Here is a 26809-nt window from a genome sequence, read left to right as displayed (position 1 = left end):
AGATTGATGTTGTTCTGGTCTGGCTAAGCGCGTTTATCGCGCAAGACGTAACAGCGGCCCGGAGAGGTCGTTCTCGGCTAGTAGTAGCAGAAACGGGCGGCTGTTGGTCGAAGTCATGCTGGGAGAGTAAAAGCCTGCGGCGTCAACGTCAAGCCTTGTTCGCAGGCTTGAGCCGGTTCCACAACGCCAGCACGTAGCCAGACAGCGCATAGACCACAAACAAGGCAAACAAGGCGATAGGTGGGTTGGCGGCAATCGCCACCAGTACGAACAATATCGGCAGCAGCACAAAGAAAGGCACGGTCTTGCGGACGTTGATCTCCTTGAAGCTGTAGTAGCGCACATTGCTGACCATGGTCAGCCCGGCAAAGGCCGTCACAACCAACGCGCCCCAGCGTATGGCCTCACCGGTCCAGCCGGCCTCCAGCGATATCCAGACAAAGCCGGCCACCAGGGCCGCGGCCGTGGGCGAAGGCATGCCCTGGAAGAAACGCTTGTCGGCTACCTCCAGCTGGGTATTGAAGCGCGCCAGCCGCAGGGCGGCAGCAGCACAATAGATAAAGGCGACTATCCAACCCAGCTTGCCAAAGCCGCGCAGCATCCACTCATAGGCTACCAGCGCTGGCGCCACGCCAAACGACACCATGTCTGACAGTGAATCGAACTCCGCCCCGAAAGCACTCTGGGTATTGGTCATGCGCGCCACGCGGCCATCCATGCCATCGAGCACCATGGCCACAAAAATGGCCACCGCAGCGGGCTCGAAGCGGTGGTTCATGGCCTGCACAATGGCATAGAAGCCCGCGAACAGGGCCGCCAGGGTAAAGCTGTTGGGCAACAGGTAGATGCTTTGGCGGCGCAGGTTCAAGGGGCGCTTGTCGCTCGGTTGCATAATGTGATTTCTCGTTCGGCTGCCTATGCAAATACAGTCAGCCCTATCGCAGATTCGGGCCACGATTCTAGCTGAGCCGCCCGCCCCTGTCTTTCCGGCTCATAGCCCAAGCGGATAGCGGCTCGGGCATCATCATGTCACGTTCGTCACCCGAGTGGGGTAAACCTGGCATTCTGCCGCCGGGCGAAGCAAGCATGCGTTAGAATCTCCCGCTTTCCCCTTACCCGGAATCGATTGTGCCCGATCGGCTGTTTGTTCTACTGCAGTATCTCATGCCCAAACAGGCCATGACCCGCCTGGCCGGCCACCTGGCCAGCCGCCCGGCCGGCCGCTGGATGCGCTGGGAGATGCGCCGCTTCGTGGCGCGCTACCAGGTCAATATGGCCGAAGCCGCCAATCCCGATCTCGACAGCTACAACAGCTTCAACGATTTCTTTACCCGCGCCCTCAAGGACGGTGCCAGGCCGCTGGCCCAGGCCGACCTGGTCTGCCCGGTGGATGGCGCCATCAGCCAGTTTGGCCGTATCGAGCGCGACCAGATATTCCAGGCCAAGGGCCACCAGTATTCCACCACCGCCCTGGTGGGCGGCGATGCCACGCTGGCGGCACAGTTCGAGAACGGCAGCTTTGCCACCATCTACCTCAGCCCACGCGACTACCACCGCATCCACATGCCTTGCGACGGCCGTTTGCTGCGCATGATCTACGTGCCGGGCGAGCTGTTCTCGGTCAACCCGGCCACCGCACGCGGCGTACCCGGCCTGTTCGCCCGTAACGAACGGGTGGTCTGCGTATTCGAATCCGCCAAGGGCCCTTTTGTGCTGACCCTGGTGGGCGCCACCATCGTCGGCAGCATGGCCACCGTATGGCACGGCGTGGTCAACCCGCCCCGTCGTCCTGCCATAGAAGCGTGGGACTACCGCGACCAGCAGATCGTGCTCAAGCAGGGCGAAGAGATGGGCCGCTTCCTGCTGGGCTCCACCGTGGTCATGCTGTTTCCCGGCCCGACCCTGCCCTTCGCGCCAGACTGGGCGCCTGCCAAGGGCGTACGGTTGGGCGAAAAGATGGCCGACTGGCCGCAATAGGCGCCCCGCCGCCCCCAAGCCCCTGGCGTACTCCCCTGGTGCCGAGCAATAAAAAACCCCTGGGCAGACACCCAGGGGTTTTGCTTTGGCGGCCTTGCCAGCAAGGCCAGCCGCTGCGGGATTACATGTCCATACCGCCCATGCCACCCATGCCGCCCATGCCACCACCCATCGGGGCATCTTCCTTCGGCAGCTCAGCCACCATGCAATCGGTGGTCAGCATCAGCGAGGCCACGGAAGCCGCGTGTTGCAGGGCCGAACGGGTCACCTTGGTGGGGTCCAGCACGCCCATTTCAACCATGTCGCCGTACTCGCTGGTACCGGCGTTGTAACCGAAGTTACCCTTGCCTTCCAGCACCTTGGCAACCACCACGCTGGGCTCGTCGCCAGCGTTGGCAACGATCTGGCGCAGCGGGGCTTCGATGGCACGCAGCACGATCTTGATACCGGCATCCTGATCGGCATTGATACCGCGCAGTTCGGTGATGGCCGAACGGGCACGCAGCAGGGCCACGCCGCCGCCAGGAACAATGCCTTCTTCAACGGCAGCACGGGTAGCGTGCAGCGCGTCTTCGACACGGGCCTTCTTTTCCTTCATTTCGACTTCGGTAGCAGCACCGACCTTGATCACGGCCACACCGCCGGCCAGCTTGGCCTTGCGCTCCTGCAGCTTTTCGCGGTCGTAGTCGCTGGTGGCTTCTTCGATCTGCTTGTTGATCTGGCCAACGCGTGCCTGGATCAGTTCAGCCTTGCCCACGCCGTCGATGATGGTGGTGTTTTCCTTGCCGATCTCGACGCGCTTGGCTTGGCCCAGGTCGGCCAGCGAGGCCTTTTCCAGGGTCAGGCCCACTTCTTCAGCGATCACGGTGCCGCCGGTCAGGATGGCGATGTCTTCCAGCATGGCCTTGCGACGGTCGCCAAAGCCAGGGGCCTTCACGGCAACAGTCTTCAGGATGCCACGGATGTTGTTGACCACCAGGGTAGCCAGGGCTTCGCCCTCGACATCCTCAGCGATGATCAGCAGCGGACGACCGGCCTTGGCCACTTGCTCCAGTACCGGCAGCAGGTCGCGGATGTTGCTGATCTTCTTGTCGAACAGCAGCACAAAGGGGTTGTCCAGCGAAGCAATCTGCTTCTCGGGATTGTTGATGAAGTAGGGGCTCAGGTAGCCGCGGTCGAACTGCATGCCTTCCACGGTGTCCAGCGAGTTTTCCAGGCTGGAGCCGTCTTCAACGGTGATCACGCCTTCCTTGCCGACCTTGTCCATGGCGTTGGCGATGATGTCACCAATGCTGGAATCGGAGTTGGCCGAGATCGAACCGACCTGGGCGATTTCCTTGGAGGTGGTGCAAGGCTTGGAGATGTTCTTCAGCTCGCCGACCAGGGCAGTCACAGCCTTGTCGATACCGCGCTTCAGATCCATCGGGTTCATGCCGGCGGCCACATACTTCATGCCTTCCAGCACGATGGCCTGGGCCAGCACGGTAGCGGTGGTGGTGCCGTCGCCAGCAATATCGGAGGTCTTGGAAGCCACTTCCTTGACCATTTGCGCGCCCATGTTCTCGAACTTGTCCTTCAGTTCGATTTCCTTGGCCACCGACACACCGTCCTTGGTGATGGTGGGGGCGCCGAACGAGCGCTCCAGGACCACGTTACGGCCCTTGGGGCCCAGGGTCACCTTGACAGCGTCAGCCAGGATGTTGACGCCGACTACCATTTTTGCACGGGCGCTATCGCCGAACTTCACTTCTTTTGCAGCCATTATCTTGCTCTCCGAATTCGTTGAGGGGACTAGCGGTGTGGGGCGATCAAGCCTCGACAACACCCATGATGTCTTCTTCACGCATGACCAGCAGTTCGCTGCCATCGACCTTGACGGTCTGGCCGCTGTACTTGCCGAAGATCACCTTGTCGCCAGCCTTGACCTGCAGGGCACGGACCGAGCCGTTTTCCAGGATCTTGCCGGTACCAACCGACACCACTTCGCCCATATCGGGCTTCTCGGCCGCATTGCCTGGCAGAACGATGCCCGAGGCGGTTTTTTCTTCGGCTTCGACGCGCTTGATCACAACGCGATCGTGCAGGGGACGAATCTTCATGGTTTTCTCCTGTAGGAATACGATTTGCTGAATGCCGTGACAGGCAAAAATCAACAGTTTGATGTTCGCTGCTAGCACTCTGGGCTAACGAGTGCTAATGATATGGGCAGTGTTAGCCCATTTCAAGGGCGAGGCTTGCAGATAATTGGTCCGTGACCGCAGATAAGACCGCGCTAATGACGAAGGACAAGGCCAGGATGTGAAACTGCGCCCCACCCGCCCAGCACGACATTAGATGGAAAGCGCTTTACAGGCACATGACGGCCACCTACCAGAATGCCTCGCCATCATTGCCGTGCATGGTCCTATGCCGATAAGCTGCGCACGCCAAGCGTGGGCCGAGCCAGAAGCCCGGCCCGCCGGGCAGCCAAACACCGGCAGATGCGCCAACAGTGCACCGGACAGGAGACAAGCATGACCACCCCCAATCAAGACTGGCTGGCCCGTAGCCGCCAGGCCGTATGGCATCCGTGCACCCAGATGAAACGCCATGAAGCCCTGCCCATCGTGCCCGTGGCCCGGGGCGACGGCGCCTGGCTGGTGGATTTCGAGGGACGTCGCTTCCTCGATGGCGTCAGCAGCTGGTGGGTCAACCTGTTCGGCCACGCCAACCCCCGCATGAATGCCGCCATCCTGGACCAGATGAACACGCTGGAACACGTGATACTGGCTGGCTTCACCCAGAAGCCGGTAGTGGAACTATCTGAGCAACTGGGCCAGCTGACCGGCCTGGGCCATGCCTTCTATGGTTCCGATGGCGCCAGCGCCACCGAAATCGCGCTGAAGATGAGCTACCACTACTGGCGCAACCTGGGCCAGGAGCGCAAGACCGGCTTTGTCAGCCTGCGCAACAGCTACCACGGTGAGACCCTGGGCGCGCTCAGCGTGACCGATGTCCCGCTGTTCAGCGCCACCTACGCGCCCCTGCTGCGCCAGACCCACCGGGTCATGTCGCCAGACTGGCGCCTGGCCGAGGCCGGTGAAACCGCCGAAGCCTACGCTCTGCGGGCGGCGGCAGACCTGGAGCAGCTGTTCCGGCACCAGGCGGGCGAATTGGCGGCCTTTATTGTCGAACCCCTATGCCAGGGTGCCGCCGGCATGGCCATGTACCATCCGGCCTATCTGCAGCGGGCACGCGCGCTGTGCGACCAGTATGGCGTCCACCTGATCGCCGACGAGATCGCCATGGGCTTTGGCCGCACCGGCACCTTGTTTGCCTGCGAGCAAGCGGGCATACGGCCTGATTTCATCTGCCTGTCCAAGGGCATTACTGGCGGCTACCTGCCACTGTCGGCGGTACTGACGACCGATGCCATCTATGCCGCCTTCTATCATGACGATGTCAGCCGGGGTTTCCTGCACAGCCACAGCTATACCGGCAACGCCCTGGCCTGCCGCGCCGCGCTGGAGGTGCTGGCCATCTTCCGGGACGATGCCGTACTGGACAGCAACCGCGCCAAGGCCGCCGCTGTCGCAGCCGATTTCGCCCGCCTGGCTAGCCACCCACGGGTAAGCCATGGCCGCCACCTGGGCATGATCTGGGCCTTTGAAGTCAACGATGCCCGCCCCGGCTTTGCCAGCCGCTTCTTCGAGGCCGCACTGGCGCGGGGGCTGCTGGTCAGGCCAGTGAATAATTCCGTCTACCTGATGCCGCCCTACGTAGTTACTATCATGGAATTACAGGCCGCGTTTGCGACACTGCAGGCCTTGCTGGACGAAGGCCTGGACTGAACAGGCAGGCGTAGCGAAATAACAGGTCGGGGAGCGGCGAGTTCGCATGCTAAGCGAATATCGCCTATATAAAACAACAGCAACTGTTCGTGGAAACACATGTCGCTCGCTCTCAACGTACCGGAACCGATTACCGGTTACTCCATCAGCGTCGAGACCAATCCCAAGGCCGTCAAAGCCTGGCTGGTCTCGCTGCCGCCTGCCAACCTGATGGAGACCACCCGGGCCATCTTTGATGCCTTGACCACGCTCAACCGCATCAAGCTGGACGACGACACCCGCCTCAAGTTGATGGAGCACTACCAGCTGGCGTCTGACCTGCTGGATGCACCGCTAGAGGATGCCTACACCTCGGCCACCGTGCCCGCCAAGGAAAAATTCAAGCAAACCGCTGCACTGGCGCGCAACCTGCAGCTGGAGCTGGCCAACGGCTACAAGATCATCCTGCTGGGCCGGCTTGGTGCCCGGTTCAGCCTGGGCCAGAAGCACATCCCCGATGTGATACGCAAGCTGCTGATCACCTACTACAAGCTGATGTGGGTCTGCTGCAAGAGCTATAGCCCTATTCCTGCCGGCGTCTGGCAGGAAGTGCATAGCCTGTTCCGCCACGCCATACAGCACAAGCTGATAGACCAGCCGGAAGGTGCCGAGCACCCGACCAAGACCATAGGTGGCTATTACAAGCAGATCCTGTTGCTGGCCCTGTCCGACCCCTACCGTTACCATCCGGTGGAGCACGACAAGATACAGGAGCTGATCAAGAGCTACGGCGCAGCCGCCCAGTTCCAGCCACTGGGCAACACCCCCAATCCGGCCGGGTTCTTCCTGGTACGCATGGATGTGGACCAGCCCCCGGCTTTCCTTGGGCAGCGCCCTATGGATGTGGAGGCCAGCAATGCCATCCTGCTCGACACCATGGAAATGGCCAAATTGCTGCACAAGGCCCTACATGCAGTGGAGCAGAAACTGCCCGGCGCCAGCGACCGGCCCAAGGCCCAGGCCTGGATAGACCTGCTGCGGCGTGTCACCCGGCAATGGAGCATCGCCCCCAAGCGAGTGTTCCAGCGCATACGCGCCAATAGCCGCGTCAATATGGTGGGCGGCCTGCGCATGACGGCCTTCTACCTCAATGGTGGCCAGCCGTTGCTGCAGCCAGTGGTGCTGGACGACAGCATAGTGGACGAGCAGGGACCGGTCAGCGTCTCCGGCGCCAACTATGGCCCGGCCGACAGCTGGCTGGTCATCAACGAAAGTCCCGGCGGCTACGCCCTCAAGCTGCAGCCCGCCCCGCAGAACTGCACCTACCGGGTGGGCGATATCGTCGGCCTTCGCGGCGCCCCCGGCGATGACTGGATGCTGGGTTGCGTGCGCTGGCTGCAGACGGTGGAGGAAGGCGAATCGCTGGAGGTCGGCATACAGGTGCTGGCCCCCAAGGGCGAGCCGGCCATGCAGCGCCCCAGCATCACCCATGCCGGCGCCACCTTTCAGCCCTGCGTCCTGCTGCCCGAAGTGCCCGCACTCAAACAGCCGCCACTGGTCATCGCCCCGCGTGGCACCTTCTCGCCCATGCGGGAGCTGGTGATCTACACCGATGAAGGCGAGCAACTGATACGTGCCGTACGGCTCAACGAGCAGGCGGTGGGCTACGAGTTGTTTGAGTACGCCCCCAGCCCAGGGGCGGCACACTAGCCCAAGCCCATTACAGATTGCCTGTGTGGCAGCCCGAAGAGGCCAAACGCTAGTCTTCCGGCGCGGCCTCCCGCCGCAGCTGCCGCGCCATCTCGGCCAGCGAGATATCCAGCGAGGCATCGACCCGGCCAAATCGCTCGGCCAGCATGTCATGCAGGCCATCCACCGCGCGGGGCGGCGCCACCGGCCGGGTTACCAGCAGGTGGTAGAGCGCCTGCAGGTTGATGCGTTCCAACGCCACCGCCAGCAGCCAGCCGCCGCTGCGGGTAGCCTGGGTCCAACCTTTCTCGGCCAACCGTTCCAGCAATTCATGCAGCTCATCCTGGCCTAGCGAGAGCGAGCGGCGGAGCTGGCCCAGTTGCAGGGTCACGCCTTCGCGCCGGGCATCATCCAGCTTCAGCAGCAGGCGCACCGCATCATAGAGGCGCTGGCCCGGATGCGCCCGCCGACGCCAGGCTTCGCCATGCCAGTAGGACAGACAGGCGCTCAATACGGCCCCCGCCAGCACGATGACCCAGACCAGATACAGCCACAGCAAAAAGATAGGCAGGCTGGCAAAGGCGCCGTACACCAGCTTGTAGGAGGCGAAATTGCGCACATACAGCCCGAACAGCCCCTTCATCAGCCCCAGCGCCACCGTGGTGAACAGGGCGGCTATCCAGGCATGGCTGGGTGGCACCGGGCAATTGGGCACCACCCGGTAGAGCAAGCCAAAGCCGGCCAGCGCCATCAGAAAACCGCTGCCGTTCAATATGGCGGTCAGCGCGCCGCTGCCGGCCTTGTCGGCCACCCAATCGGTCATGGTCAGGCCTATGCCCAGCAGCAAGGGGCCTAGCGTCAGCACCCCCCAATAGGTCAGGGTCTTGACCATCCAGGGGCGCGAGCGGCGTATCCGCCAGATACGGTTGAAGGTGCGATCCATGGTGGCCATCATGGCCAGCGCCGTCAGCGCCAGGGTGGCCATACCCACCAAGGTGAGCTTGCCGGTGTTTTCGGTGAACTGCCGCATATAGACCGAGATCACCTTGCCGGCCGAATCCGGTACCAGGTTCTTGATCAGGAACAGCTTGACCTCCTGAGTCAGGCTGTCTGCCATGGGAAAGGCCGACACTACCATCAGGGCTATGGTCAGGAAGGGCACCAAGGCCAGCATGGTGGTAAAGGTAAGGCTACCGGCCGCCTCCAGGCAGCGGTCGTCGCGCAGGCGGCGGAATACGAACAGCGCAAAATCCAGCGGCGCAGGCAGCTTGCTGATGACATTACGGCGATAGTCGGACAGTCTCAACATCGGTCAGTGAGGCTTTACAGGGAATGCCGCGACTATCCACGAAATACGCGGCGCGGCAAAGGCCTATAATCCCGCTTTTGCTGACTTCCACCCTTGCGTACATGGCCGACATCCTGGTTCTCTATTACTCGCGCCACGGCGCTACCCGGCAACTGGCGCAGCTGATCGCCCGCGGCATCGAGTCGGTACCTGGCTGCCATGCCAGGCTACGTACCGTGCCCGCCGTCTCCAGCGTGGCCGAGGCCACCGCCCCCGCCATCCCCGACAGTGGCGCACCCTATGTGGAGCTGAGCGACCTGAAGGAATGCCAGGGCTTGGCGCTGGGCAGCCCCACCCGCTTTGGCAATATGGCCGCACCGCTCAAGTATTTTCTCGATGGCACCAGTGCCGACTGGCTGGCCGGTACGTTGGCCGGCAAGCCTGCCTGTGTGTTCACCTCCACCAGCAGCCCCCACGGCGGCAACGAGGCCACCTTGCTGACCATGATGCTGCCCTTGCTGCACCATGGCATGACGGTGCTGGGCCTGCCTTACAGCGAACCGGGCCTGACCCTGACCCAGGGCGGCGGCACGCCCTACGGTGCCAGCCATGTGGCCGGCCACGACGGCCGCCGCGCGGTAGATGAACACGAGAAGGCCCTGGCCATGGCCCTGGGTAAACGCTTGGCCGAGGCCAGCCTCAAACTGGCGAGACCGCTATGAATCCCTGGATACGCCTGAGCCGTAACGGCACCCTGGCCGGCATGCTGGCCCTGTTCATCCTGTGCATTGTGTGGGAGGCCTGGCTGGCGCCGTTACGCCCCGGCTCGCTGCTGTGGATCAAGGCCCTGCCCCTGCTGCTCCCCCTGCCGGGCGTGCTGCGCGGCAAGCGCTACACCTACCAGTGGCTGAGCATGTATGTCCTGGCCTGGTTTATCGAAGGGGTGATGCGCAGCTGGGGTGACCGCGGCACCATGCAATACCTGGCCCTGGTTGAGACCTTTCTCAGTGTCTGGGTATTCTGTTGTACCGTGGTATATGCCCGACTGACCCGCCCCACACCGCAATGAACCCCTACCCGCTGCTACGCCTGCTGTCCGCCGATCAGTTCCGCCCCGGCCCCGAGTTGGCCGAGGCACTGGGCGTCTCGCGCGCCAGCATTTCACTGGCGCTGAAATCGGTGGCCGACCTGGGTGTCACCGTGCATACGGCCAAAAGCCGTGGCTACCGGCTGGACAAGCCCATAGACTGGCTGGATGAACGCAAGGTGGCCGAGCATCTGGGCACACAGGCGCGCTATTTCGATCTGCGCCTGTTTGATGAGATCGACTCCACCAACACCGCCCTGATGCAGCAGGCTGGCCAAGGTGCGCCGGCCGGCCTGGTATTTGCCGCCGAGCACCAGACAGCCGGGCGCGGGCGGCGTGGTCGACGCTGGCAAGGCGAGCTCGGCGACGCCCTGATGTTCTCGCTGCTTTGGCGCTTCAACCTGGGTGTGGCCGACCTATCCGGCCTCAGCCTGGCAGTCGGCCTGGCCGTTGCCCGCGCGCTGGAAGGGCTGGGCCTCAGCGCCGCACGCCTCAAGTGGCCCAACGATATCGTGACCGAGCAAGGCGCCAAGCTGGGAGGCATCCTGATTGAACTGGCCGGGGAGGCGCACGGCCCATCCACCGTCGTGATAGGCATAGGGCTCAACCTGCGCCTGTCCGATACGGTAAGGGGCAGTGTCGAACAGGCCGCCGAATCGCTGGCCATGCTGGGCTATGGCGGCGACCGCAACCGCCTGCTGGCCGCCCTGCTGGCCGAACTGGCTGTGCTGCTGCCCCAGTTCGAACACGGTGGTTTTCTGCCCTTGTTGCCGCAATGGGAAGCCCGCCACGCCATGCAGGGGGCGCCGGCCCGCCTGCTGCTGCCCAATGGCGACAGCGTCGCTGGCACCGCGCTGGGCGTGGCGCCCGACGGCGCCCTGCGCTTTGCCACAGCCGAAGGCGAGCGGCGCGTCCATGCCGGCGAAATCAGCCTGCGGGGGGCGGCATGAGCGGCCCAACACTGTTGCTGGACGCCGGCAACAGCCGGCTGAAATGGGCGCTGCTGGCGCCCCACTCCCCCTTGAACTACCTGGCCGAGGGCAGCCTGGCCTACGATCAGTTGGCCCAACTGCCGCAGGCCTTGGCCCAACACCCTGCGGCCAGCCACATACTGGGCTGCAATGTGGCCGGGCCAGCCATCGCCGGGCAACTGGCCGCCTGCCTGGCATTACCCATAGACTGGCTGAAACCTACCGCCAGCCAGGCCGGCCTCAGCAATGGCTACCGCGAACCGGCCCAACTGGGAGCGGATCGCTGGGCAGCCATGCTGGGCGCCCGCAGCCTGGGCGCCAGCGATGCCATCGTGGTCATGGCAGGCACCGCCATGACCGTGGACGCACTGACGGCGGAAGGGGTATTCCTGGGCGGACTGATCGTGCCCGGCTACCGGCTGATGCGCCAGTCCCTGGCACAGGGCACAGCCGACCTGGGCCTGCCCGATGGCGCCACGGTGGATTTTCCCCAAGCCACCGGCGAAGCCATCGTCAATGGCGTGCTGCTGGCCCTGACCGGCGCCATCATGCAGATGCACGGCCGGCTGGAACAGCACACCGGCCATGGCGCCCAGGTGTGGCTTTCGGGGGGCGATGCCAGCCTGTTGGCGCCCTTGTTGACGCCAATACTGGCAACCCGCCTGTCCGCCGTTGATAATCTGGTCCTGCGCGGCCTGGCCAAGTTGGCCAGCGATGCCTCGCCCAACTGGAATCCTGTCCCATGAAATGGCTGTTCTTCCTGTTACTGCTCGCCAATCTGCTGTTCTTCGGCTACACCCGGCTGGCTGAGCCGCAGCCGCCGCTCGACTGGCGTAACCGCGAAGTCAATGCCGCCAAGCTGCGCATCGCCGAAGTCCTGCCCGCCAGCCCCAGCGCAACCCCACCGGTTGACGCTGCGGCCGGGCCGGCAGCCGACAGCCCGGTGGCGGCCTCCGATGCCCTCGAGGCGCAGGCGCCCGTGGTCGCCGAAGTCGCGGCTGCAGGCAAGGCCTGCTTTGCCTGGCGTGGCATACTCACCGAAGACCTGCCCAATGTCAGAAAGCGCGTGGCCGAACTCAAGCTGGGCGGTGAGATCAAATTGGAAAGCAGTGGCGGCGAAGGCCCTGTGCGTTACTGGGTACTGATACCGCCACGGGGCACCACGGCCGACGCGCAAAAGAAAGCCGACGAACTGAAGACGCTGGGCGTGACCGATTTCTTCATCATCAACGACGACAAGCGTTACCTGAACGCCGTCTCGCTAGGCCTGTTCTCGACCAAGGAAGCCGCCGAACGCCGGCTGGACAGCCTGCGCCAGCAAGGGGTGCGCACCGCCATGCTGCGCGAACGCCGAGAAGGCACCCCTGTCAGCAACACGCTTCTGCTCAAGCAGGTTCCCAGCTCGGCCAAGAAGCAGTTGAATCAGGCAGCGACCGCCTTCCGCGGCAGCACCATCACCAGCATAGGTTGCTGATTCCCCTGCAGGCTGGCGCCGTCGGCACCGGCCTGCATCACTGCAGCTCCAGCCGCAGCACCTCGCCATCCGCGGCATCGGTCAGCAGGTAGACCCAGCCATCCGGGCCCTGTCTCACGTCCCGCACCCGCCGCCCCAGATCAGTCAGTAGCTTCTCCTCGGCCACCACCCGCTCGCCATCCAGGCTGAGCCGCGCCACATGCTGGCCGCGCAAGGCGCCCACCAGCAAGCTGCCACGCCAGCCTGGGTAACGGTTGCCGGTATAAAAAGCCATGCCGGAAGGCGCGATGGAAGGATCCCAGTAATGGCGCGGCTGCTCCATGCCGTCCTTGGCCGTCCCCTCGCCTATCTTGCCGCCGCCGTAGTTGCGGCCATAGGTAATGACGGGCCAACCGTAGTTGCGGCCCGCCTTGGGTGTATTGATCTCATCGCCCCCCTGGGCGCCGTGCTCGGCCGTCCATAACTGGCCGCTTTGCGGGTGGATGGCCGCTCCCTGCACATTGCGGTGGCCCAGCGACCATATCTCCGGCTGGTAGCCCGGCTGGCCGACAAAGGGGTTATCCAGCGGCACGCGGCCGTCGTCCTGCAACCGTACCACCTTGCCCAGATGCTCCATGGGGTTCTGGGCGCGATCACGCTGAAAGCGCTCGCCCATGGCCAGGAAGAAACGCCCGTCCGGCGCAAAGGCCAGGCGTGCGCCAAAATGATTGCCGCCAGCCACCTTGGGCTGCTGGCGAAACAGCACCTGTACGCCCTGCAGTTGCTCCCCCACCAGCTTGCCGCGCGCCACCGCAGTGCCGGCCAGGCTGGCCTGCAGGGGGTCGGGCTCGGCGTAGACAAGGTAAACCCATTGATTGGTGGCAAAGGCGGGATGCAGCACCACATCGAGCAGACCGCCCTGGCCCCTGGCAAACACGGCTGGCACGCCTTTCAGCGGTGCCGATACGGCGCCATCCCTGGCCACCAAGCGCAACCTGCCCGGCCGCTCGCTCACCAGCATGCGGCCATCGGGCAAGAAGGCCAAGCCCCAGGGATGCTCCAGCCCACGCGCTACCGTCACCGCCTGTAGTTTTGGGGCGCCCGGCACAGGGGCGGCCCGCATGGGCGCGGCCTCCACAGGCACAGCCGCCGTGGGCACCTCCGCACCATGGCAGGCCACCAGGGACAGCAGGCTGGTGATGATCAAGCTATTTCTGGCAGACAAGCTTGCGTCCTCCCTCAATAAGGCACCACGCCATCCCCACCCGCCAGGGTAAGCTAGCGCTTCACGAACATCAGATCCCACACCCCATGGCCCAGGTTCAGGCCACGCTGCTCGAACTTGGTCAGCGGACGCCATTCCGGCCTTGGCGCATAGCCCTCTGCCGTATTGCGCAAGGCCGGATGGGCACTCAGCACGTCCAGCATCTGCACGGCGTAGTCCTCCCAGTCCGTCGCCATATGCACATAGGCGCCCGGCTTGAGCCGGCTGACGATGCGATCCAGAAACTCGGGCTGCACCAGCCGGCGCTTCTGTTGCCGCTTCTTGGGCCAGGGGTCGGGAAAATACAGATGGAAGCCGTCCAGGCTCTCCAGAGGCAGCATGTGCTCCACCACCTCAACAGCATCATGCCGCACCACGCGGATATTGCTCAGCTGCTTTTCGCTGATCAGCTTGAGCATATTGCCCACGCCGGGGCCATGCACCTCGATGCCCAGAAAATCGGTATCGGGCCGGGTCTGGGCGATTTCCGCCGTTGCGCCGCCCATGCCAAAACCGATTTCCAGCACCTTGGGGGCCTCCCTGCCAAAGGTCTGGGTCAGATCCAGCAGTTCATGCCGGTACTCCACCCCCCATTGCGGCATGCCCTCTTCCATGGCGCGAGTCTGCGCCTCGGAGAAATGCCCCTGGCGCAGCACGAAACTGCGGATATGGCGATGATGCGGATTGTCCAAGATGGGGCCTTTCTACTGCGAAATCGGGTTGGAACGTGTGTTCTGGGACTGGCCAAGCTTAGTGCGCCGGGCCTTCAAGTGCTTGAGGTCAGCAATGACAATAAAGCTCAGTATCACCAGCAGACCCCAGGAACTGATTTTACCCCAGTGCACCAATGTCCAGCCGGCGGCTTGCTCCGGATACTGCCAGGCGCGAAAAAACGTGGCGATGTTCTCGGCCAGCCAGACAAAGAAACCGATCAGCACAAAGGCTATCGGCATGGGCATCCAGCGCGGCGTTGCCAGCGGATGGAAGTACACCCGGGTGCGCGCAAAGACCAGCACGGCGGCGGCAATCAGGAGCCAGCGCAGATCAGGCAGGAAGTGATGGGTGAAGAAGTTTAGATAGATGGCGGCACACAGGGGCAGGCTAAGCCAGTAACTGGGGTAGCCCGTCAGCCGCAAGTCCATGATGCGCCAGGCCTGCGCCATATAGCTGGCCACGGCGGCATACATAAAGCCACTGTAGAGCGGCACCCCCAGCACCTTGCTATAGGCGAACTCCGGGTAATGCCACGAGCCTATGGCCGGATGCGTCTTGAACACCTCAAGCGCAAAACCCAGCAGATGGAACAGGCTGATGGTCTTGACCTCGTCCCAGCTCTCCAGCCGGGTGGCGATCAGCAAGCCCTGGATCAGCAATGCCGCCAGCAGGATGAAATCGTAACGCGGCAATGGCCCCAGCGGCAGCTTGGTGGACAGGGCCAGCACCACGAAGAACGAACCGGCAAATATGCAGGCGCGCGCCTCTTTCAGGCCAAACCACCAGAACTCGTGGCAAAACCGGGCGAAACCGCCCGGTGCCGGTAATACAGCAGCCTGGTTCAAGCTCGCCTCAACCTATCATGCCGGTAGTGGGCGAGCTGGGGCTGGCCGAGTACAGCTTGCGCGGCATGCGCCCCGCCAAAAAGGCCTCGCGGCCGGCTTCCACGCCCTTGCGCATGGCGCTGGCCATCAGCACCGGGTGCTGTGCCGCAGCAATGGCGGTGTTCATCAGTACGCCGTCGCAACCCAGCTCCATGGCGATGGCGGCATCCGATGCCGTGCCCACACCGGCATCGACGATGACCGGCACACGCGCCTGCTCGATGATGAGCCTGAGGTTCCAGGGGTTCAATATGCCCATGCCCGAGCCTATCAGGCTGGCCAGCGGCATAATGGCGCAACAGCCTATTTCCTCCAGCTGCTTGGCGATGATGGGGTCGTCCGAGGTGTAGACCATCACATCGAAGCCATCCTTCACCAGGGTTTCGGCCGCACGCAAGGTCTCCACCACATTGGGGTAGAGGCTGTGGGCATCACCCAGCACTTCCAGCTTCACCAACTTATGGCCATCCAGCAGCTCGCGCGCCAACCGCAGGGTACGTACCGCATCGTCGGCGCTGTAGCAGCCGGCCGTATTGGGCAGGTAGGTGAACTGGCTGGGCGGCAGGTAATCGAGCAGGCTGGGCGCCTGGGCATCCTGGCCGATATTCACGCGACGGATGGCGACAGTCACGATCTCCGCACCCGAGGCATCAATGGCCGCGCGGGTCTCGGTGAAATCCTTGTACTTGCCGGTCCCCACCAGCAGGCGGGAGCCATAGACGCGGTCGGCAATCTGGAAGGGAGCATCTTGCATGGGCTTGGTTATCCGTCAGTGTAGGGTAGCCGGGAGCAGGCGCTCCATCAGGCGCACCCTGGGGTCTTTGCCAGACTGGGCGCAGAGGGCCCAGCCATGCTTGTGATAAAAGGCAATTGCTCGCGCATTGCCGGGGGCCACACTCAGCTGTAGCCGAGCCACACCCAGTGGTTCGAACACCTTGATAAGGTAGTCGATCAGCCATGCCGCCGCGCCGGTGCCCCGATAGGCCGGCACCAGGTAGACCAGGTGGATCGTGGCGATGTCCGAGCCTGGCCGTAGACGGCCTTCCAGCTGGCCGATGATGCGATCACCGTCCCAGACATGTACGCAAGCCTGCGGCAGCGCTGCAATGCGTGCCGCCAGCCAAGCCGGATAGTCACTCTCAGAGCCATATTCGGCCGCCCAACCGGCCTCGCTGCCAAAGCTGGCGATATAGGTATCGCGCCGGGCTGCCAGGCAGTCGGCCAGGTGGCGCTCCAGGTCTATGGTGGCAAACCGCAGTGGCCGCTGCACTCAGCCGCCCCCTACTGCCACCACAATCTCCAGCCTGTCGCCGGCCAGCAGCAGCGTCTCGCCGTGCAGGCCCTTGGGCACGATTTCGCCGTTACGCTCTATGGCAATACGGCGCCCGGTATGGCCCAGCCTCTCCACCAACTGGGCCAGATTGAGATCGGGGTCGAATTGGCGGGTTTCGCCGTTAAGGGTGATGGTAATCACGGTAAGGGGTGCGCAGAGCCGGTCAAGGCCTTGATTCTAGCATTGCCCGGCCCATCGCCAGGATGGCTAAGAGCCTGTTCACAGGCTCTAGGACTTCAGCCTGTGTATCCGCACCACGCTCTCCAGCTGGCGCAGGGTCTGCATCACTCTGGCCAGGTGCTGGCGGTTTTCCACCTGTACGGTAAAGCTGATCTCGGTGTAACGATCGCCCTCGTGATCGCTGTCCATGCGCACATTCTCGATATTGGCTGCCGCCTCCGAGATGGCGGCGGCAATCTGCGCCAGCACGCCACGCTCGTGCATGGCCAGTATCTTGATCTGCACATCAAACAGCTTGCCGGCCGGGACATCCCACTCCACCTCCAGCATCTTCTCCGGGTCCACCTTGCCATGCCTGCCCACGACCTGTGGGCAGTCATGGGTATGGATGACCAGCCCCTGCCCCTGCTTGATCAGGCCGATGATGGGGTCACCCGGTATGGGATTGCAGCAGCGAGAGAACTGTACTGCCACCCCCTCGGTACCGCGTATCAGGATAGGCCCGCTCTTGGCCTCGCCTTCGGTCAGCAGCCCGGCCAGCGTCAAGAGGCGCTGCGCCACCACCACGCCTATACGCTTGCCCAGGCCGATGTCGGACAGTATCTCGTCACGACGCGACGGGGCGTTTTCCTTGAGGTAGCGCTCCCAGGATTCAGGCGGCAACTCCACACTCTGGTTCATCAAAGCCCGTGCGGCCTGACTCAGCATGCGCTCACCCAGCTGTACCGATTCCTCATAGCGCATGGTCTTGAGGAAATGCCGGATATGCGAGCGGGCCTTGCCCGTCACCACAAAGTTCAGCCAGTTGGGATTGGGCCGGGCCGTGGTGGCCGTAATGATCTCGACCTGGTCGCCGGTCTTGATGGCAGTCCGCAGGGGCATCAGGTCGTAGTTGATGCGGGCAGCAATGCAGCGATTGCCGATATCGGAGTGCACCGCATAGGCAAAATCCACCGCAGTGGAGCCTTGCGGCAGGGTCAATATCTTGCCCTTGGGGGTAAAGACATAGACCTCGCCAGGGAACAGGTCGACCTTGATATGTTCGAGGAATTCAACCGAATCCCCCGACATGGATTGGATCTCCAGCAGGCTTTGCAGCCATTGGTGGGTTTTCTGCTGCACATCGCTGACGCCATCGTCGCCGGATTTGTACATCCAGTGCGATGCCACGCCGGCCTGCGCCACCTTGTGCATATCGTGGGTGCGTATCTGCACCTCGATGGGCGTGCCATAGGGGCCGGACAGCGCCGTATGCAGGCTCTGGTAGCCATTGGGCTTGGGGATGGCGATATAGTCCTTGAACGTACCAGGGCGGGGCTTGTAGAGGCCGTGCAGCGCCCCCAGCACCAGGTAGCAGGTCGATACATCGCGGACAATGACGCGGAAGCCGTAGATATCCAGCACCTCGGAAAAGCTCAGGTGCTTCTCCTGCATCTTGCGATAGATGCTGGCCAGGTGCTTTTCGCGGCCATACACGGTGGCCTCTATCCTGGCGTCTTCCAGCTTTTGCTTGATGGCGTCCTGTATCTTGTTCACCACCTCGCGCCGGTTGCCCCGCGCCGCCTTCAGTGCCTTGCCCAGCACCTCGTAGCGCATGGGGTGCAGGTAGCGGAAGCTCCAGTCCTCCAGCTCCTGATAGATGGCATGCAGACCGATGCGGTTGGCGATAGGCGCATAGATTTCCAGCGTCTCGGCGGCAATCCGCTTCTGCTTGTCCTCGCGCATGGCATCCAGCGTGCGCATATTGTGCAAGCGGTCAGCCAGCTTCACCAGAATGACCCGCACATCGCGGGCCATGGCCATCAGCATCTTGCGGAAGTTCTCCGCCTGCGCCTCTTCCTTGCTCTGGAACTCCAGCTTCTCCAGCTTGGACAGGCCATCCACCAGCTCGGCAATAGGCTTGCCGAAGCGATCGGTCAGCTCCAGCTTGGTGACCCCGGTATCCTCCATGGTGTCATGCAGGAAGGCGGCCATCAGCGCCTGGGCATCCAGGTGATGGTCGGCCAGGATATCAGCCACCGCCAGCGGGTGGGTGATGTAGGGCTCGCCGCTCTTGCGGAACTGGGTCTTGTGGCACTCGGCGCTGAACAGGAAAGCCGTGCGCAGCAACGGCAGATCCTCGGGCTTCAGATAGCCCGATACCTTGGCGAACAGAACGTTCGCATCCCTCGCCACCAGTGCGGCGTATTCCTCGGGGACGGGAATGTCTTCGGCTATCAGCATGATGTAGGGTAGCTAGAGGGACAAAAAGCGGGCATAGCCCGCTTTTGCCCTGCCCTGCAACGCTTAGCTACGCGCCCGGTGCAGTATCTCGATGCCGATCTTGCCCGCAGCCAGCTCACGCAGGGCCAGCACGGTGGGTTTGTCGCGGCCCACCTGATCGACCAGCGGCGTGGAGCCATTGGCCAACTGGCGAGCGCGGTAGGCGGCCGTCAGGGTCAGGTCGAAACGATTGGGGATACGGTCGAGGCAGTCTTCTACGGTAATACGGGCCATGGTCATTTACTCCGGTAAAACGGCCGGCATGGCGGCCGGCACGGGTTCTGTGATGCTCAGCCCTGCAGGCTGGCAATAAGGGTCTGGTGCCGCTCGCTCTGGGCTGCCACCTTGCAGCGCTCAGCGCGGACGATACCGATGATGTCACGCACAGCCTGATCGATATGCTCGTTGACGATCACATAATCAAACTCGGCCAGGCGGGCAATCTCCTCGCGGGCATTGGCCAGGCGGCGAACAATGGCGTCTTCGCTATCGGTACCCCGATTGCGCAAACGCTGCTCCAGGACCTCGGCGCTGGGCGGCAGGATAAAGATGCCTATCTCGTCGCCAAAAATCTTGCGCACCTGCTGGGCGCCCTGCACGTCTATCTCCAGCAGGATGTCCTGGCCCGCCGCCATCGCGTCGGTAATCCACTTCTGCGATGTGCCGTAGAGATTGCCATGGACCTCGGCATGCTCCAGAAACTCGCCACGGCTTACCATGGCGAGGAACTCCTCGCGGCTGACGAAATGATAGTCGCGACCATTCTGCTCACCATCGCGCGGCGCGCGGCTGGTAAAGGAAACAGACAGTTGTACCCTGGCATCTGCGGCTAACAGCCCCCGCACCAGGGTGGCCTTGCCGGCACCCGAAGGCCCAGCCACGACGAAAAGCTTGCCTTTGCTCATAGCACTATCTCATTGATTCAAACGGCTTCACGCCAGCGTAACACAAACCACCCCTCGCCCGCATGCACAGTGGGCAGTATAGCCCCCAAGCGCCCTACGTCACGCCCAGGCTCTACCTAGGCAAAATGCCAGGTTCACGCTTCTCCTCATGCTGCGGAGGGGGCGGGTGAAATGGGCTAGATCAGGGGAATAATGATGATGGCCCAGCCCTTGCCACCTACAGCTAAAGCCTGGGCGCTGCCCAGGCCGGCCACGGTCGCCTCCACACCCCCCATTCAAACCCACTGACGCCCACGAGCACCAGCGAGGCTCCCCCTGCGGCGGCAGGAGGCGGGGGGATGGGCTAGATCAGCGGAACATTGATGATGGCCCAACCGTTGCCACATTCGGTCAAAGCCTGGGCTTTGCCCAGGCCGGTCACGATCGCCATCACCCACCCCGTCCAACCCGCTAACGCCCACGAGCGCCAGCGAGGCTCCCCTGCGGCGGCTGGGGGCGGGGGGGATGGGCTAGATCAGGGGAATATTGATGATGGCCCAGCCGCAGCCACCTACGGTCAAAGCCTCGGCGCCGCCCAAGCCGGTCACGGTCGCCTCCACCCCCCCATTCAACGCACTGACGCCCACGAGCGCCAGCGAGGCTCCCCCTGCGGCGGCAGGGGGCGGGGGGGGGGAGTGGGCTAGATCAGGGGAATAGTGATGATGGCCCAACCGTTGCCACCTACGGTCAAAGCCTGGGCTCAGCCCAGGCCGGCAACGATCGCCATCACCCAAACCCCCTGGCCATCATTCAATATTCTGCACCTGCTCCCGCATCTGCTCGATCAGCACCTTCAACTCCAGCGAGGCCTGCGAGGTCTCGACCGCCACCGACTTGGAGCCCAGGGTATTGGCCTCGCGATGCAGCTCCTGCATCAGGAAGTCCAGGCGTTTGCCAACCGCCCCGCCGGTCTTGAGGATGCGGCGCAGCTCAACGATATGGGTGCTGAGGCGGGTCAGCTCTTCCGCCACGTCGATCTTCTGGGCGAACAAAGCCACTTCCTGGCGTACCCGGTCATCGTCGGCACTACCCAGTGCCTCGACCAGCCGCAACTTCAGCTTCTCGTCATAGGCGGCCACGATGGTGGGTAGGCGTGGCTGTACCTCGTTGACGATGGCTTCGATCTTGGCGATGCGCTCGAGCATGGAATCCGCCAGCTTGGCGCCTTCGCGGCCACGGGTGGCGGCAAAATCGGCCAGCGCGATATCCAGCAGTTCCAGCGCGGTCTGCTGCATGGCCTCTGGCGTCACCGAATCGGTGGCCAGCACACCGGGCCAACGCAGCAGCTCACCCATCTTCAGGTCGCCTGCCTGGGAGGCGATATCACGCGCCTGTTGCGATAGCGCCACCAATTGCGCCAGCAGGCCGGTATTCAGCTGCAGCCGCGGCTGGGTCTCGGCGCGGGCCGAGAAACCCACGCGGCAATCGAGCTTGCCACGCGACACCTTGCCAGCCAGCTTCTCCCGCAACTGATTCTCGATCAGCCGCAGCTCTTCAGGCAGGCGCAGGTTGAGATCGAGAAAACGGTGGTTCACCGCCCGCAATTCCACGCTCAACAGGCCACCGGCCAACTCTCGGGTAGCGACGGCGTAGCCAGTCATGCTCAGTATCATGGGGTCTCCGGAATGCTATGGATAAGACGGTTTGATGCGGGGCAAAGCAGGCTAAGCTGCAATGCGCTTTGACATTGTGACGGCCCAAAACCACAATTGACACAACAACTCACATGTCATTTCATTGCCGTACTGGCAATATGGCGGGCAGCGGTCCCAAAACAGGCCGCCAATCTTACCACACGCGCCAAGACGCCTATCGATGCCACCACCCAGTAACTTCCCGCTAGCGCGCGGCTACCAGCTGCTCAATTACACCATCGTCAAGCAATTGTCGGCTGGCGGGTTCTCTATCGTCTATCTCGCGCACGACGATACCGACCAGCCGGTGGCCATCAAGGAATACCTGCCCAATGCGCTCGCCCTGCGCAGCGAGGGGGAGCGGGTGATGGCCACCTCGGCCGACAACCTGGCGCTGTTCCGCCACGGCATGAAGTGCTTTTTCGAGGAAGGCAAGACCCTGGCGCAGATACGCCACCCCAATATCGTCAAGGTGGTGAATTTCTTCCGCGCCAATGAGACCGTGTACATGGTCATGGAATACGAGCGGGGCAGGACGTTGCAGAAGGAAATCCAGCTGACCGAAGGCGGCGTGAAGGAGAACATGATCCTCTACGTCTTCGCCCACCTGCTCAACGGCTTGCGCGAAGTGCACCTGCACAAGATGCTGCACCTCGATATCAAGCCGGCGAACATCTATATACGGCGCGACGGCAGCCCGGTGCTGCTGGACTTCGGCTCTGCCCGCGAGGCGCTGAACCAGTCGGCGCTGAGCAAGTTCACACCCATGTATACCCCTGGTTTTGCCTCGCCCGAGCAATATGCCGACCGTGAGAAGCTAGGGCCTTGGAGTGACATTTATAGCGTAGGGGCCAGCATATTTGCCTGCATGAGCGGACTGGCGCCGCAGGCGGCCGACCAGCGCGCCAAGGAAGACAAATACCAGTCGGTCAAGAAAATGTGGGCTGGCCGTTATTCGGCCAGCTTGTTGGAACTGGTTGACTGGTGCCTGGAACTGGACCCGTTGGCCCGTCCGCAAAGCGTACGCGACGTACAAAAAGCCTTGGTTGAAACGGCCAGTGAGCCGCAACCAAAACCAGGCAAGGGCCTGCTGGCCGGCCTGAAAGGCAACCTGGCGCGGTTAACCCGCCTGGGCAGCAGCAAAGGAGAACAAAAATGAAATTCACGATATTCCAGGAAACCCGCCGGGGGGCGCGCCAGTACAACCAGGACCGCATGTGCTACTCCTACAGCCGCGACTCGCTGCTGATGGTGGTAGCCGACGGCATGGGCGGTCATTTGCATGGCGAAGTAGCAGCGCAGATCACGGTAGAACTGATGGCCGAGCTGTTCCAGAAAAAAGCCAAGCCCACCATCCAGAACCCGCACCAGTTCATTGCAGATGGCTGCATGAAGTGCCATGACGCCATCTTCAACTATGCTGCCAACCACAGCCTGCTGGAGACACCCCGCACCACCGTGGTGGCCGCCATCATCCAGGATGGCATGCTGTACTGGGCCCATGTGGGCGACTCCCGGCTCTACCTGATACGCAACAGCCAGGTTGCCGCCCGCACGCGCGATCACTCCAAGGTGCAGCAGATGGTGGACATGGGCCGTATCACGGCCGAGGAAGCCGAACGCCACCCGGAGAAGAACAAGATCTACAACTGCCTGGGCTCGATGTTCCCGCCCGAGGTGGAAATCGGCGGCAAGGTACCGCTGGTCGATGGCGACACCGTGCTGCTATGCACCGACGGCCTGTGGGGCTGCGTCACCCAGGGTGAGCTGGAACAGATGATGACCGGCTACCCGGTGCTGTACGCCCTGCCCCAGCTGCTGGACCGGGCCGAGGCCCGTGGCGGCATACATGGTGACAATCTGACCGGCGTTGCCATCAACTGGCACGAAGAGGACGACCACGCCACGGCTGACAGCCTGTCGACCAAGAAGCTGTCCGATGGCGAAGTGACCACCCGGCTCAATACCCTGGCATCCGACAAGGCCTTGAAGGAAAATAAGGAAGTCACCGAGGCCGATATCGAAGCCGCCATCAACGAGATACAGGCCGCCATCAACAAGTACTCTCGCTAGGGCACAGCCAGGCGCCCGCGCAGTGCCTACGGCTAGCGCCAGAGAAACCTCTGGTGCTAGTCCGTAACCCTCATCTCCGAACCAAGAGCCCGTTCAAAGCACTTGCCGGGCTCTCAGCTTTCGCGCCGGCGCCACCACCAACCCATGCCCAGCCCCAGCGCCGCCAGCAGCAGTGCCGCCGTATTGCCCCAGAGCAGGTACGGGGTGTTGCCCTGCATGCCCTGCACCATGGCGTAGAGCGTGCCCTCGATCCGCTCGGGCAACCGCGCCTGGTAGTGGCCGTCTGGGGTAATGGCCGCCGTGGTGCCGCTATTGGTGGCCCGCAACATCGGCCGCCCTGTCTCCAGCGCCCGCGCCTGCGATATCTGCCCATGCTGGGCCAGCGCCACCGAGCCATCGAACCAGGCCAGATTGGAGAGATTCAGCAGGATGGTGGCCTGGCGGGCATTGGGCAGCAATTCCTCGCCAAATACGTCTTCGTAGCAGATATGCGCGGCAATCCGCTGGTCGCGCACCTTGAGCGGCGTCTGCTGCGGGCCGCCCGAGCTGAAATCAGCCAGCGGCATGTTCAGCAGATTGTCGTAGACCCAGGCCAGCAGCGGCCGCATGGGTACATATTCGCCAAACGGCACCAGGTGGGCCTTGTAGTTGGCCGGCCGCTTCGGGTCGCTCAGCAAGACTGCACCGTTGTAGTAGCGCTGGCTGCGCACGTCCAGCCGCGGCACGCCGCCTATCAGGGCCGCCTGCTGAGCCGCCACATGGGCCAGCATGCCATCCAGCACCTCCGGAAAATAGCCGTCCATATCGTGCAGAAAGATGGGGAAGGCGGTTTCCGGCATCACGATCAGATCGGCCTTGGCCTTGCCGACCAACTGGTAATAGGTGTCGAGGTTGTAGGCCAGGTCCTCGGCGCCCCATTTGCGGTTCTGCGGGATGGCACCCTGCAGCAGCGCCACCTTCAGCGGCTTGCCGCTGGGCTCGGTCCAGGCCACCTGCTTGAGGCCATAGCCCAGGCCGCCCAGCAGCAGCACACCGGCCAGCGCCAGGCCATCGACCCGATCAAAGCGCCTACCCATCAACCAGGCGGCAATGCCACCCACCAGGGCAATCAGGCCGCTGACACCATAGATACCGACCAAGGGGGCGTAGCCTGCCAACGGGCCATCGGGTATCTGGCTGTAACCCACGGCCGCCCAGGGAAAGCCGGTGAACACCCAGCCGCGCAGCCATTCGGCCAGCAACCACAGGGCCGGCAGCAGGCACAGCAGCAGGGCGGCGCGGGACTGCCCGGCCAGCCGCTTGCCAGCCCAGGCCGTCAGGGCCGGGTACAGGGCCAGGAAGGCTGCCAGCAGCAAGACCGCCAGTGCCGCCAGCGGCGCAGGCATGCCGCCATAGGTATGCAGGCTGATGAATATCCAATGTATGGTGCCGGTGAAATACCCCAGGCCCCAGGCCCAGCCTATATAGGCCGCTCGCCTGGGTGTGGGCGCAACGTCGATCAGGCCAAACAGCAAGGCCAGCGACAAGGGCAGCAAGGGCCAGAACGAGAACGGCGCAAAGCCGAACACGGCAATGCCGCCTATCAGGGCAGGCGGCAGCGCCCGGCCAAGCAGCCGGGCGGCGGTGGTGAGGCGGCTCACGTCTCGTCCGAGGCGGCTTCGCGCTCGACCAGCAAGGAATACACGCGGCGGCTGTCGGCACGTATCACACGGAAGTGATAGCCCTCGATACTGATGGCGTCGCCCCGCTTGGGCACCCGGCCAAACTCGGTCACCACCAGGCCACCGACGGTGTCGATGCCATCAGGCTGGTAAGCACTGCCCAGGGCTATATTGAGATCACCCACCAGGGTAGTGGCCTTGACCCGCCAACGTCCCTGCTTGTCGGGGCGGATATTGTCCTCGGTCTCATCGAAATCGTACTCGTCTTCGATATCACCAACGATCTGCTCGACCACGTCCTCTATGGTGACCAGGCCCGCCACGCCACCATACTCGTCCACCACAATGGCCATGTGGTTGCGGTTGGCGCGGAACTCCTTGAGCAGCACATTGAGACGCTTGGATTCAGGTATGAACACGGCCGGCCGCAGCATGGGCCGCAGGGCAAACTGTTGGCTCACGTAGTAGCGCAGCAGATCCTTGGCCAGCAGTATGCCGACGATATTGTCCTTGCTACCCTCGTACACCGGGAAGCGCGAGTGGGCCGTATCGATGACGTAGGGTATGAAATCCTCGGGCGGGGTGGCGATATCGATCGCATCCATCTGCGAGCGGGGCACCATCACATCGCGCACCTGCAGGTCACCCACCTGCAGCACACCCTCTATCATTTCGAGTGCGTCGGCATCGAGTAGATGGCGTTCGAACGCCGAATGCAGCAGCTCCACCAGTTCCTGCCGGTCTTCCGGCTCACGCAGGAGGAAGGCGGTCAGGCGCTCCAGCCAGTTGGGTTTATGGTCGTTATTCGGCTTGGGCGATCGACTAGAGGGTAAGTCCATGAGGCAATAGGAAAAATGACAATGGGGGGATTATAGCCGGCTCTGCCGGCTGCGTTCTTACATTACGGTTTCGTAAAATTCGATAGGCAAGCCGTCGGGATCACGGCAAAAGGTGTAGCGGGCACCCGTGTATTCGTCCACCCGCAGCGGCTCGCAGGCTATTCCGTACTGTGCCAGCCGTTGCAGCAGGGGCGCCATTGCCGTCACCCGCAATGCCAGGTGGCGCAAGCCTTGCGCCTCGGGCTGGCTGGCGCGGGGTGGGGCCGCCGGAAAAGTGAACAACTCCAGCTGACCGCCATCGGGCAGCTGCACATCCACTTTCCAGGAGTCACGCGCGGCACGGTAATGCGCCGCCACCTCCTGGCCACCCAGCACCTCGCAATAGAAGCGCCGCGCTGCGGCCAGATCGGTCACGATAATGGCAACATGGTGCAGGCCGGCAATCATGCAGCCAGACCTTCGGGCAGCGTCATGCATACCAACTCAACCGCGCCATGAAGTCGGAAGGCACGCACCAAGTCCAGCACATCGTTTTCGTCCTCACCTGGGTGGCTGGTGGTGAGTGCGAACAATTCAACATCACGGCCTGTCTCTATCATTACCCAGTCCAGCGCCGCTTCCCAGGCGGCACAATCAACGCCATGGAAGCAGCACAAGGCGGGTAGTCGATCGGCCAACTGGCGCAAGGCAGGTTCGTACGCAACCGCATACGGGCAAAGCGTCCGGATCACGACGGCAAGCGAGGCC

General features: G+C 63.0%; 28 protein-coding genes. 10 read left to right on the top strand and 18 right to left on the bottom strand.

The window, feature by feature from the left end:
- Nucleotides 1-148 precede the first annotated feature (148 nt).
- The gene (gene pssA / locus V7714_RS15150; protein ID WP_335710453.1) at nt 149-892 is read right to left on the bottom strand and encodes a CDP-diacylglycerol--serine O-phosphatidyltransferase; all 744 of its coding nucleotides are present in this window, start codon (nt 890-892) and stop codon (nt 149-151) included.
- Between the two features lie 272 nt (nt 893-1164).
- On the opposite strand from pssA, the gene asd reads away from it, so the two are divergent.
- Nucleotides 1165-1977 carry an archaetidylserine decarboxylase gene (gene asd / locus V7714_RS15145; protein WP_335710452.1) on the top strand — a complete coding sequence of 271 codons (813 nt, stop codon included), beginning with the start codon at nt 1165-1167 and terminating at the stop codon, nt 1975-1977.
- Between the two features lie 121 nt (nt 1978-2098).
- Here the strand turns inward: asd and groL are convergent, their stop codons facing one another.
- Nucleotides 2099-3739, bottom strand: a complete 1641-nt coding sequence (groL, locus tag V7714_RS15140) for a chaperonin GroEL (RefSeq protein ID WP_284196996.1) — start codon at nt 3737-3739, stop codon at nt 2099-2101.
- 46 nt (nt 3740-3785) lie between these two features.
- Nucleotides 3786-4076: a co-chaperone GroES gene (gene groES, locus V7714_RS15135; RefSeq protein WP_284196995.1), complete on the bottom strand. Its 291-nt coding sequence runs from the start codon at nt 4074-4076 to the stop codon at nt 3786-3788.
- 414 nt (nt 4077-4490) lie between these two features.
- On the opposite strand from groES, the gene bioA reads away from it, so the two are divergent.
- Nucleotides 4491-5807, top strand: coding sequence for an adenosylmethionine--8-amino-7-oxononanoate transaminase (gene bioA / locus V7714_RS15130; protein ID WP_335710451.1), 1317 nt, complete (start codon nt 4491-4493; stop codon nt 5805-5807).
- A gap of 99 nt (nt 5808-5906) precedes the next feature.
- A complete protein-coding gene (locus V7714_RS15125) occupies nt 5907-7496 on the top strand; it encodes a hypothetical protein (RefSeq protein ID WP_335710450.1) in 1590 nt (529 codons plus the stop codon).
- A 49-nt stretch (nt 7497-7545) separates the two neighbouring features.
- Here the strand turns inward: V7714_RS15125 and V7714_RS15120 are convergent, their stop codons facing one another.
- Nucleotides 7546-8784, bottom strand: coding sequence for a YihY family inner membrane protein (locus V7714_RS15120; RefSeq protein ID WP_335710449.1), 1239 nt, complete (start codon nt 8782-8784; stop codon nt 7546-7548).
- 101 nt (nt 8785-8885) lie between these two features.
- On the opposite strand from V7714_RS15120, the gene wrbA reads away from it, so the two are divergent.
- Genes wrbA through V7714_RS15095 form a run of 5 tightly spaced genes read left to right on the top strand, consistent with a single transcriptional unit; the run spans nt 8886 to nt 12295 of the window.
- A complete protein-coding gene (gene wrbA, locus V7714_RS15115; RefSeq protein WP_335710448.1) occupies nt 8886-9485 on the top strand; it encodes an NAD(P)H:quinone oxidoreductase in 600 nt (199 codons plus the stop codon).
- Nucleotides 9482-9832, top strand: a complete 351-nt coding sequence (locus tag V7714_RS15110; RefSeq protein WP_290331412.1) for a DUF2069 domain-containing protein — start codon at nt 9482-9484, stop codon at nt 9830-9832. Before wrbA ends, V7714_RS15110 begins: the two co-directional genes overlap by 4 nt.
- On the top strand, nt 9829-10800 hold the full coding sequence (locus tag V7714_RS15105; RefSeq protein ID WP_335710447.1) for a biotin--[acetyl-CoA-carboxylase] ligase: 972 nt from the start codon (nt 9829-9831) through the stop codon (nt 10798-10800). The genes V7714_RS15110 and V7714_RS15105 overlap by 4 nt, the downstream gene beginning before the upstream one ends.
- Entirely contained in the window at nt 10797-11567 is a 771-nt protein-coding gene (locus V7714_RS15100; RefSeq protein ID WP_335710446.1) for a type III pantothenate kinase, read from the top strand. The genes V7714_RS15105 and V7714_RS15100 overlap by 4 nt, the downstream gene beginning before the upstream one ends.
- Nucleotides 11564-12295 (top strand): SPOR domain-containing protein, encoded by a 732-nt coding sequence (locus V7714_RS15095; RefSeq protein ID WP_335710445.1) that lies wholly within the window; start codon nt 11564-11566, stop codon nt 12293-12295. Before V7714_RS15100 ends, V7714_RS15095 begins: the two co-directional genes overlap by 4 nt.
- 37 nt (nt 12296-12332) lie before the next feature.
- On the opposite strand, the gene V7714_RS15090 is transcribed toward V7714_RS15095, so the two are convergent.
- From V7714_RS15090 to V7714_RS15045, 10 genes are all read right to left on the bottom strand, one after another.
- Nucleotides 12333-13499, bottom strand: coding sequence for a PQQ-dependent sugar dehydrogenase (locus V7714_RS15090; RefSeq protein ID WP_335710444.1), 1167 nt, complete (start codon nt 13497-13499; stop codon nt 12333-12335).
- 53 nt (nt 13500-13552) lie between these two features.
- Nucleotides 13553-14230 carry a tRNA (guanosine(46)-N7)-methyltransferase TrmB gene (gene trmB / locus V7714_RS15085; protein ID WP_284196986.1) on the bottom strand — a complete coding sequence of 226 codons (678 nt, stop codon included), beginning with the start codon at nt 14228-14230 and terminating at the stop codon, nt 13553-13555.
- 12 nt (nt 14231-14242) lie between these two features.
- Nucleotides 14243-15097, bottom strand: coding sequence for a DUF817 domain-containing protein (locus tag V7714_RS15080; protein ID WP_335710443.1), 855 nt, complete (start codon nt 15095-15097; stop codon nt 14243-14245).
- Between the two features lie 7 nt (nt 15098-15104).
- On the bottom strand, nt 15105-15890 hold the full coding sequence (locus tag V7714_RS15075; protein WP_335710442.1) for a thiazole synthase: 786 nt from the start codon (nt 15888-15890) through the stop codon (nt 15105-15107).
- A gap of 15 nt (nt 15891-15905) precedes the next feature.
- Complete coding sequence (locus tag V7714_RS15070; protein WP_335710441.1) at nt 15906-16406, bottom strand: GNAT family N-acetyltransferase; 501 nt, start codon at nt 16404-16406, stop codon at nt 15906-15908.
- Nucleotides 16407-16610 carry a sulfur carrier protein ThiS gene (gene thiS, locus V7714_RS15065; protein WP_335710440.1) on the bottom strand — a complete coding sequence of 68 codons (204 nt, stop codon included), beginning with the start codon at nt 16608-16610 and terminating at the stop codon, nt 16407-16409. It lies immediately after the preceding gene.
- 87 nt (nt 16611-16697) lie between these two features.
- The gene (locus tag V7714_RS15060) at nt 16698-18872 is read right to left on the bottom strand and encodes a RelA/SpoT family protein (protein ID WP_284196983.1); all 2175 of its coding nucleotides are present in this window, start codon (nt 18870-18872) and stop codon (nt 16698-16700) included.
- Between the two features lie 63 nt (nt 18873-18935).
- The gene (gene rpoZ, locus V7714_RS15055) at nt 18936-19145 is read right to left on the bottom strand and encodes a DNA-directed RNA polymerase subunit omega (RefSeq protein WP_284196982.1); all 210 of its coding nucleotides are present in this window, start codon (nt 19143-19145) and stop codon (nt 18936-18938) included.
- A 56-nt stretch (nt 19146-19201) separates the two neighbouring features.
- On the bottom strand, nt 19202-19816 hold the full coding sequence (gene gmk / locus V7714_RS15050) for a guanylate kinase (RefSeq protein ID WP_335710439.1): 615 nt from the start codon (nt 19814-19816) through the stop codon (nt 19202-19204).
- 785 nt (nt 19817-20601) lie between these two features.
- The gene (locus V7714_RS15045) at nt 20602-21468 is read right to left on the bottom strand and encodes a YicC/YloC family endoribonuclease (RefSeq protein ID WP_335710438.1); all 867 of its coding nucleotides are present in this window, start codon (nt 21466-21468) and stop codon (nt 20602-20604) included.
- Between the two features lie 202 nt (nt 21469-21670).
- On the opposite strand from V7714_RS15045, the gene V7714_RS15040 reads away from it, so the two are divergent.
- Nucleotides 21671-22648, top strand: coding sequence for a serine/threonine protein kinase (locus V7714_RS15040; RefSeq protein ID WP_284196979.1), 978 nt, complete (start codon nt 21671-21673; stop codon nt 22646-22648).
- The gene (locus tag V7714_RS15035) at nt 22645-23562 is read left to right on the top strand and encodes a PP2C family protein-serine/threonine phosphatase (RefSeq protein ID WP_284196978.1); all 918 of its coding nucleotides are present in this window, start codon (nt 22645-22647) and stop codon (nt 23560-23562) included. Before V7714_RS15040 ends, V7714_RS15035 begins: the two co-directional genes overlap by 4 nt.
- A 113-nt stretch (nt 23563-23675) precedes the next feature.
- Here V7714_RS15035 and lnt read toward each other — a convergent pair whose 3' ends face one another.
- From lnt to V7714_RS15015, 4 genes are read right to left on the bottom strand one after another with little or no spacing between them, the layout of a single operon-like run.
- Nucleotides 23676-25202, bottom strand: coding sequence for an apolipoprotein N-acyltransferase (gene lnt / locus V7714_RS15030; RefSeq protein WP_335710437.1), 1527 nt, complete (start codon nt 25200-25202; stop codon nt 23676-23678).
- Complete coding sequence (locus V7714_RS15025) at nt 25199-26062, bottom strand: HlyC/CorC family transporter (RefSeq protein ID WP_284196976.1); 864 nt, start codon at nt 26060-26062, stop codon at nt 25199-25201. The genes lnt and V7714_RS15025 overlap by 4 nt, the downstream gene beginning before the upstream one ends.
- A 57-nt stretch (nt 26063-26119) precedes the next feature.
- On the bottom strand, nt 26120-26509 hold the full coding sequence (gloA2, locus tag V7714_RS15020) for an SMU1112c/YaeR family gloxylase I-like metalloprotein (protein ID WP_335710436.1): 390 nt from the start codon (nt 26507-26509) through the stop codon (nt 26120-26122).
- Nucleotides 26506-26748, bottom strand: coding sequence for a hypothetical protein (locus V7714_RS15015; RefSeq protein WP_335710435.1), 243 nt, complete (start codon nt 26746-26748; stop codon nt 26506-26508). Before V7714_RS15015 ends, gloA2 begins: the two co-directional genes overlap by 4 nt.
- Between the last annotated feature and the right edge of the window lie 61 nt (nt 26749-26809).

The organism is Chitinimonas sp. JJ19 (assembly GCF_036961565.1).
Classification (GTDB): Bacteria; Pseudomonadota; Gammaproteobacteria; order Burkholderiales; family Chitinimonadaceae; genus Chitinimonas.
The sequence above is the reverse complement of the archived record's forward strand: the minus strand, read 5'-3'. Positions and strand labels throughout refer to the sequence as shown.

Excerpts from the sequence above, each read along its gene's own strand:
- pssA (WP_335710453.1), bottom strand. The coding sequence starts at position 892 with ATGCAACCGAGCGACAAGCGCCCCTTGAACCTGCGCCGCCAAAGCATC.
- asd (WP_335710452.1), top strand. The coding sequence starts at position 1,165 with ATGCCCAAACAGGCCATGACCCGCCTGGCCGGCCACCTGGCCAGCCGC.
- groL (WP_284196996.1), bottom strand. The coding sequence starts at position 3,739 with ATGGCTGCAAAAGAAGTGAAGTTCGGCGATAGCGCCCGTGCAAAAATG.
- groES (WP_284196995.1), bottom strand. The coding sequence starts at position 4,076 with ATGAAGATTCGTCCCCTGCACGATCGCGTTGTGATCAAGCGCGTCGAA.
- bioA (WP_335710451.1), top strand. The coding sequence starts at position 4,491 with ATGACCACCCCCAATCAAGACTGGCTGGCCCGTAGCCGCCAGGCCGTA.
- V7714_RS15125 (WP_335710450.1), top strand. The coding sequence starts at position 5,907 with ATGTCGCTCGCTCTCAACGTACCGGAACCGATTACCGGTTACTCCATC.
- V7714_RS15120 (WP_335710449.1), bottom strand. The coding sequence starts at position 8,784 with ATGTTGAGACTGTCCGACTATCGCCGTAATGTCATCAGCAAGCTGCCT.
- wrbA (WP_335710448.1), top strand. The coding sequence starts at position 8,886 with ATGGCCGACATCCTGGTTCTCTATTACTCGCGCCACGGCGCTACCCGG.
- V7714_RS15110 (WP_290331412.1), top strand. The coding sequence starts at position 9,482 with ATGAATCCCTGGATACGCCTGAGCCGTAACGGCACCCTGGCCGGCATG.
- V7714_RS15105 (WP_335710447.1), top strand. The coding sequence starts at position 9,829 with ATGAACCCCTACCCGCTGCTACGCCTGCTGTCCGCCGATCAGTTCCGC.
- V7714_RS15100 (WP_335710446.1), top strand. The coding sequence starts at position 10,797 with ATGAGCGGCCCAACACTGTTGCTGGACGCCGGCAACAGCCGGCTGAAA.
- V7714_RS15095 (WP_335710445.1), top strand. The coding sequence starts at position 11,564 with ATGAAATGGCTGTTCTTCCTGTTACTGCTCGCCAATCTGCTGTTCTTC.
- V7714_RS15075 (WP_335710442.1), bottom strand. The coding sequence starts at position 15,890 with ATGCAAGATGCTCCCTTCCAGATTGCCGACCGCGTCTATGGCTCCCGC.
- V7714_RS15060 (WP_284196983.1), bottom strand. The coding sequence starts at position 18,872 with ATGCTGATAGCCGAAGACATTCCCGTCCCCGAGGAATACGCCGCACTG.
- rpoZ (WP_284196982.1), bottom strand. The coding sequence starts at position 19,145 with ATGGCCCGTATTACCGTAGAAGACTGCCTCGACCGTATCCCCAATCGT.
- gmk (WP_335710439.1), bottom strand. The coding sequence starts at position 19,816 with ATGAGCAAAGGCAAGCTTTTCGTCGTGGCTGGGCCTTCGGGTGCCGGC.
- V7714_RS15045 (WP_335710438.1), bottom strand. The coding sequence starts at position 21,468 with ATGATACTGAGCATGACTGGCTACGCCGTCGCTACCCGAGAGTTGGCC.
- V7714_RS15040 (WP_284196979.1), top strand. The coding sequence starts at position 21,671 with ATGCCACCACCCAGTAACTTCCCGCTAGCGCGCGGCTACCAGCTGCTC.
- V7714_RS15035 (WP_284196978.1), top strand. The coding sequence starts at position 22,645 with ATGAAATTCACGATATTCCAGGAAACCCGCCGGGGGGCGCGCCAGTAC.
- V7714_RS15025 (WP_284196976.1), bottom strand. The coding sequence starts at position 26,062 with ATGGACTTACCCTCTAGTCGATCGCCCAAGCCGAATAACGACCATAAA.
- gloA2 (WP_335710436.1), bottom strand. The coding sequence starts at position 26,509 with ATGATTGCCGGCCTGCACCATGTTGCCATTATCGTGACCGATCTGGCC.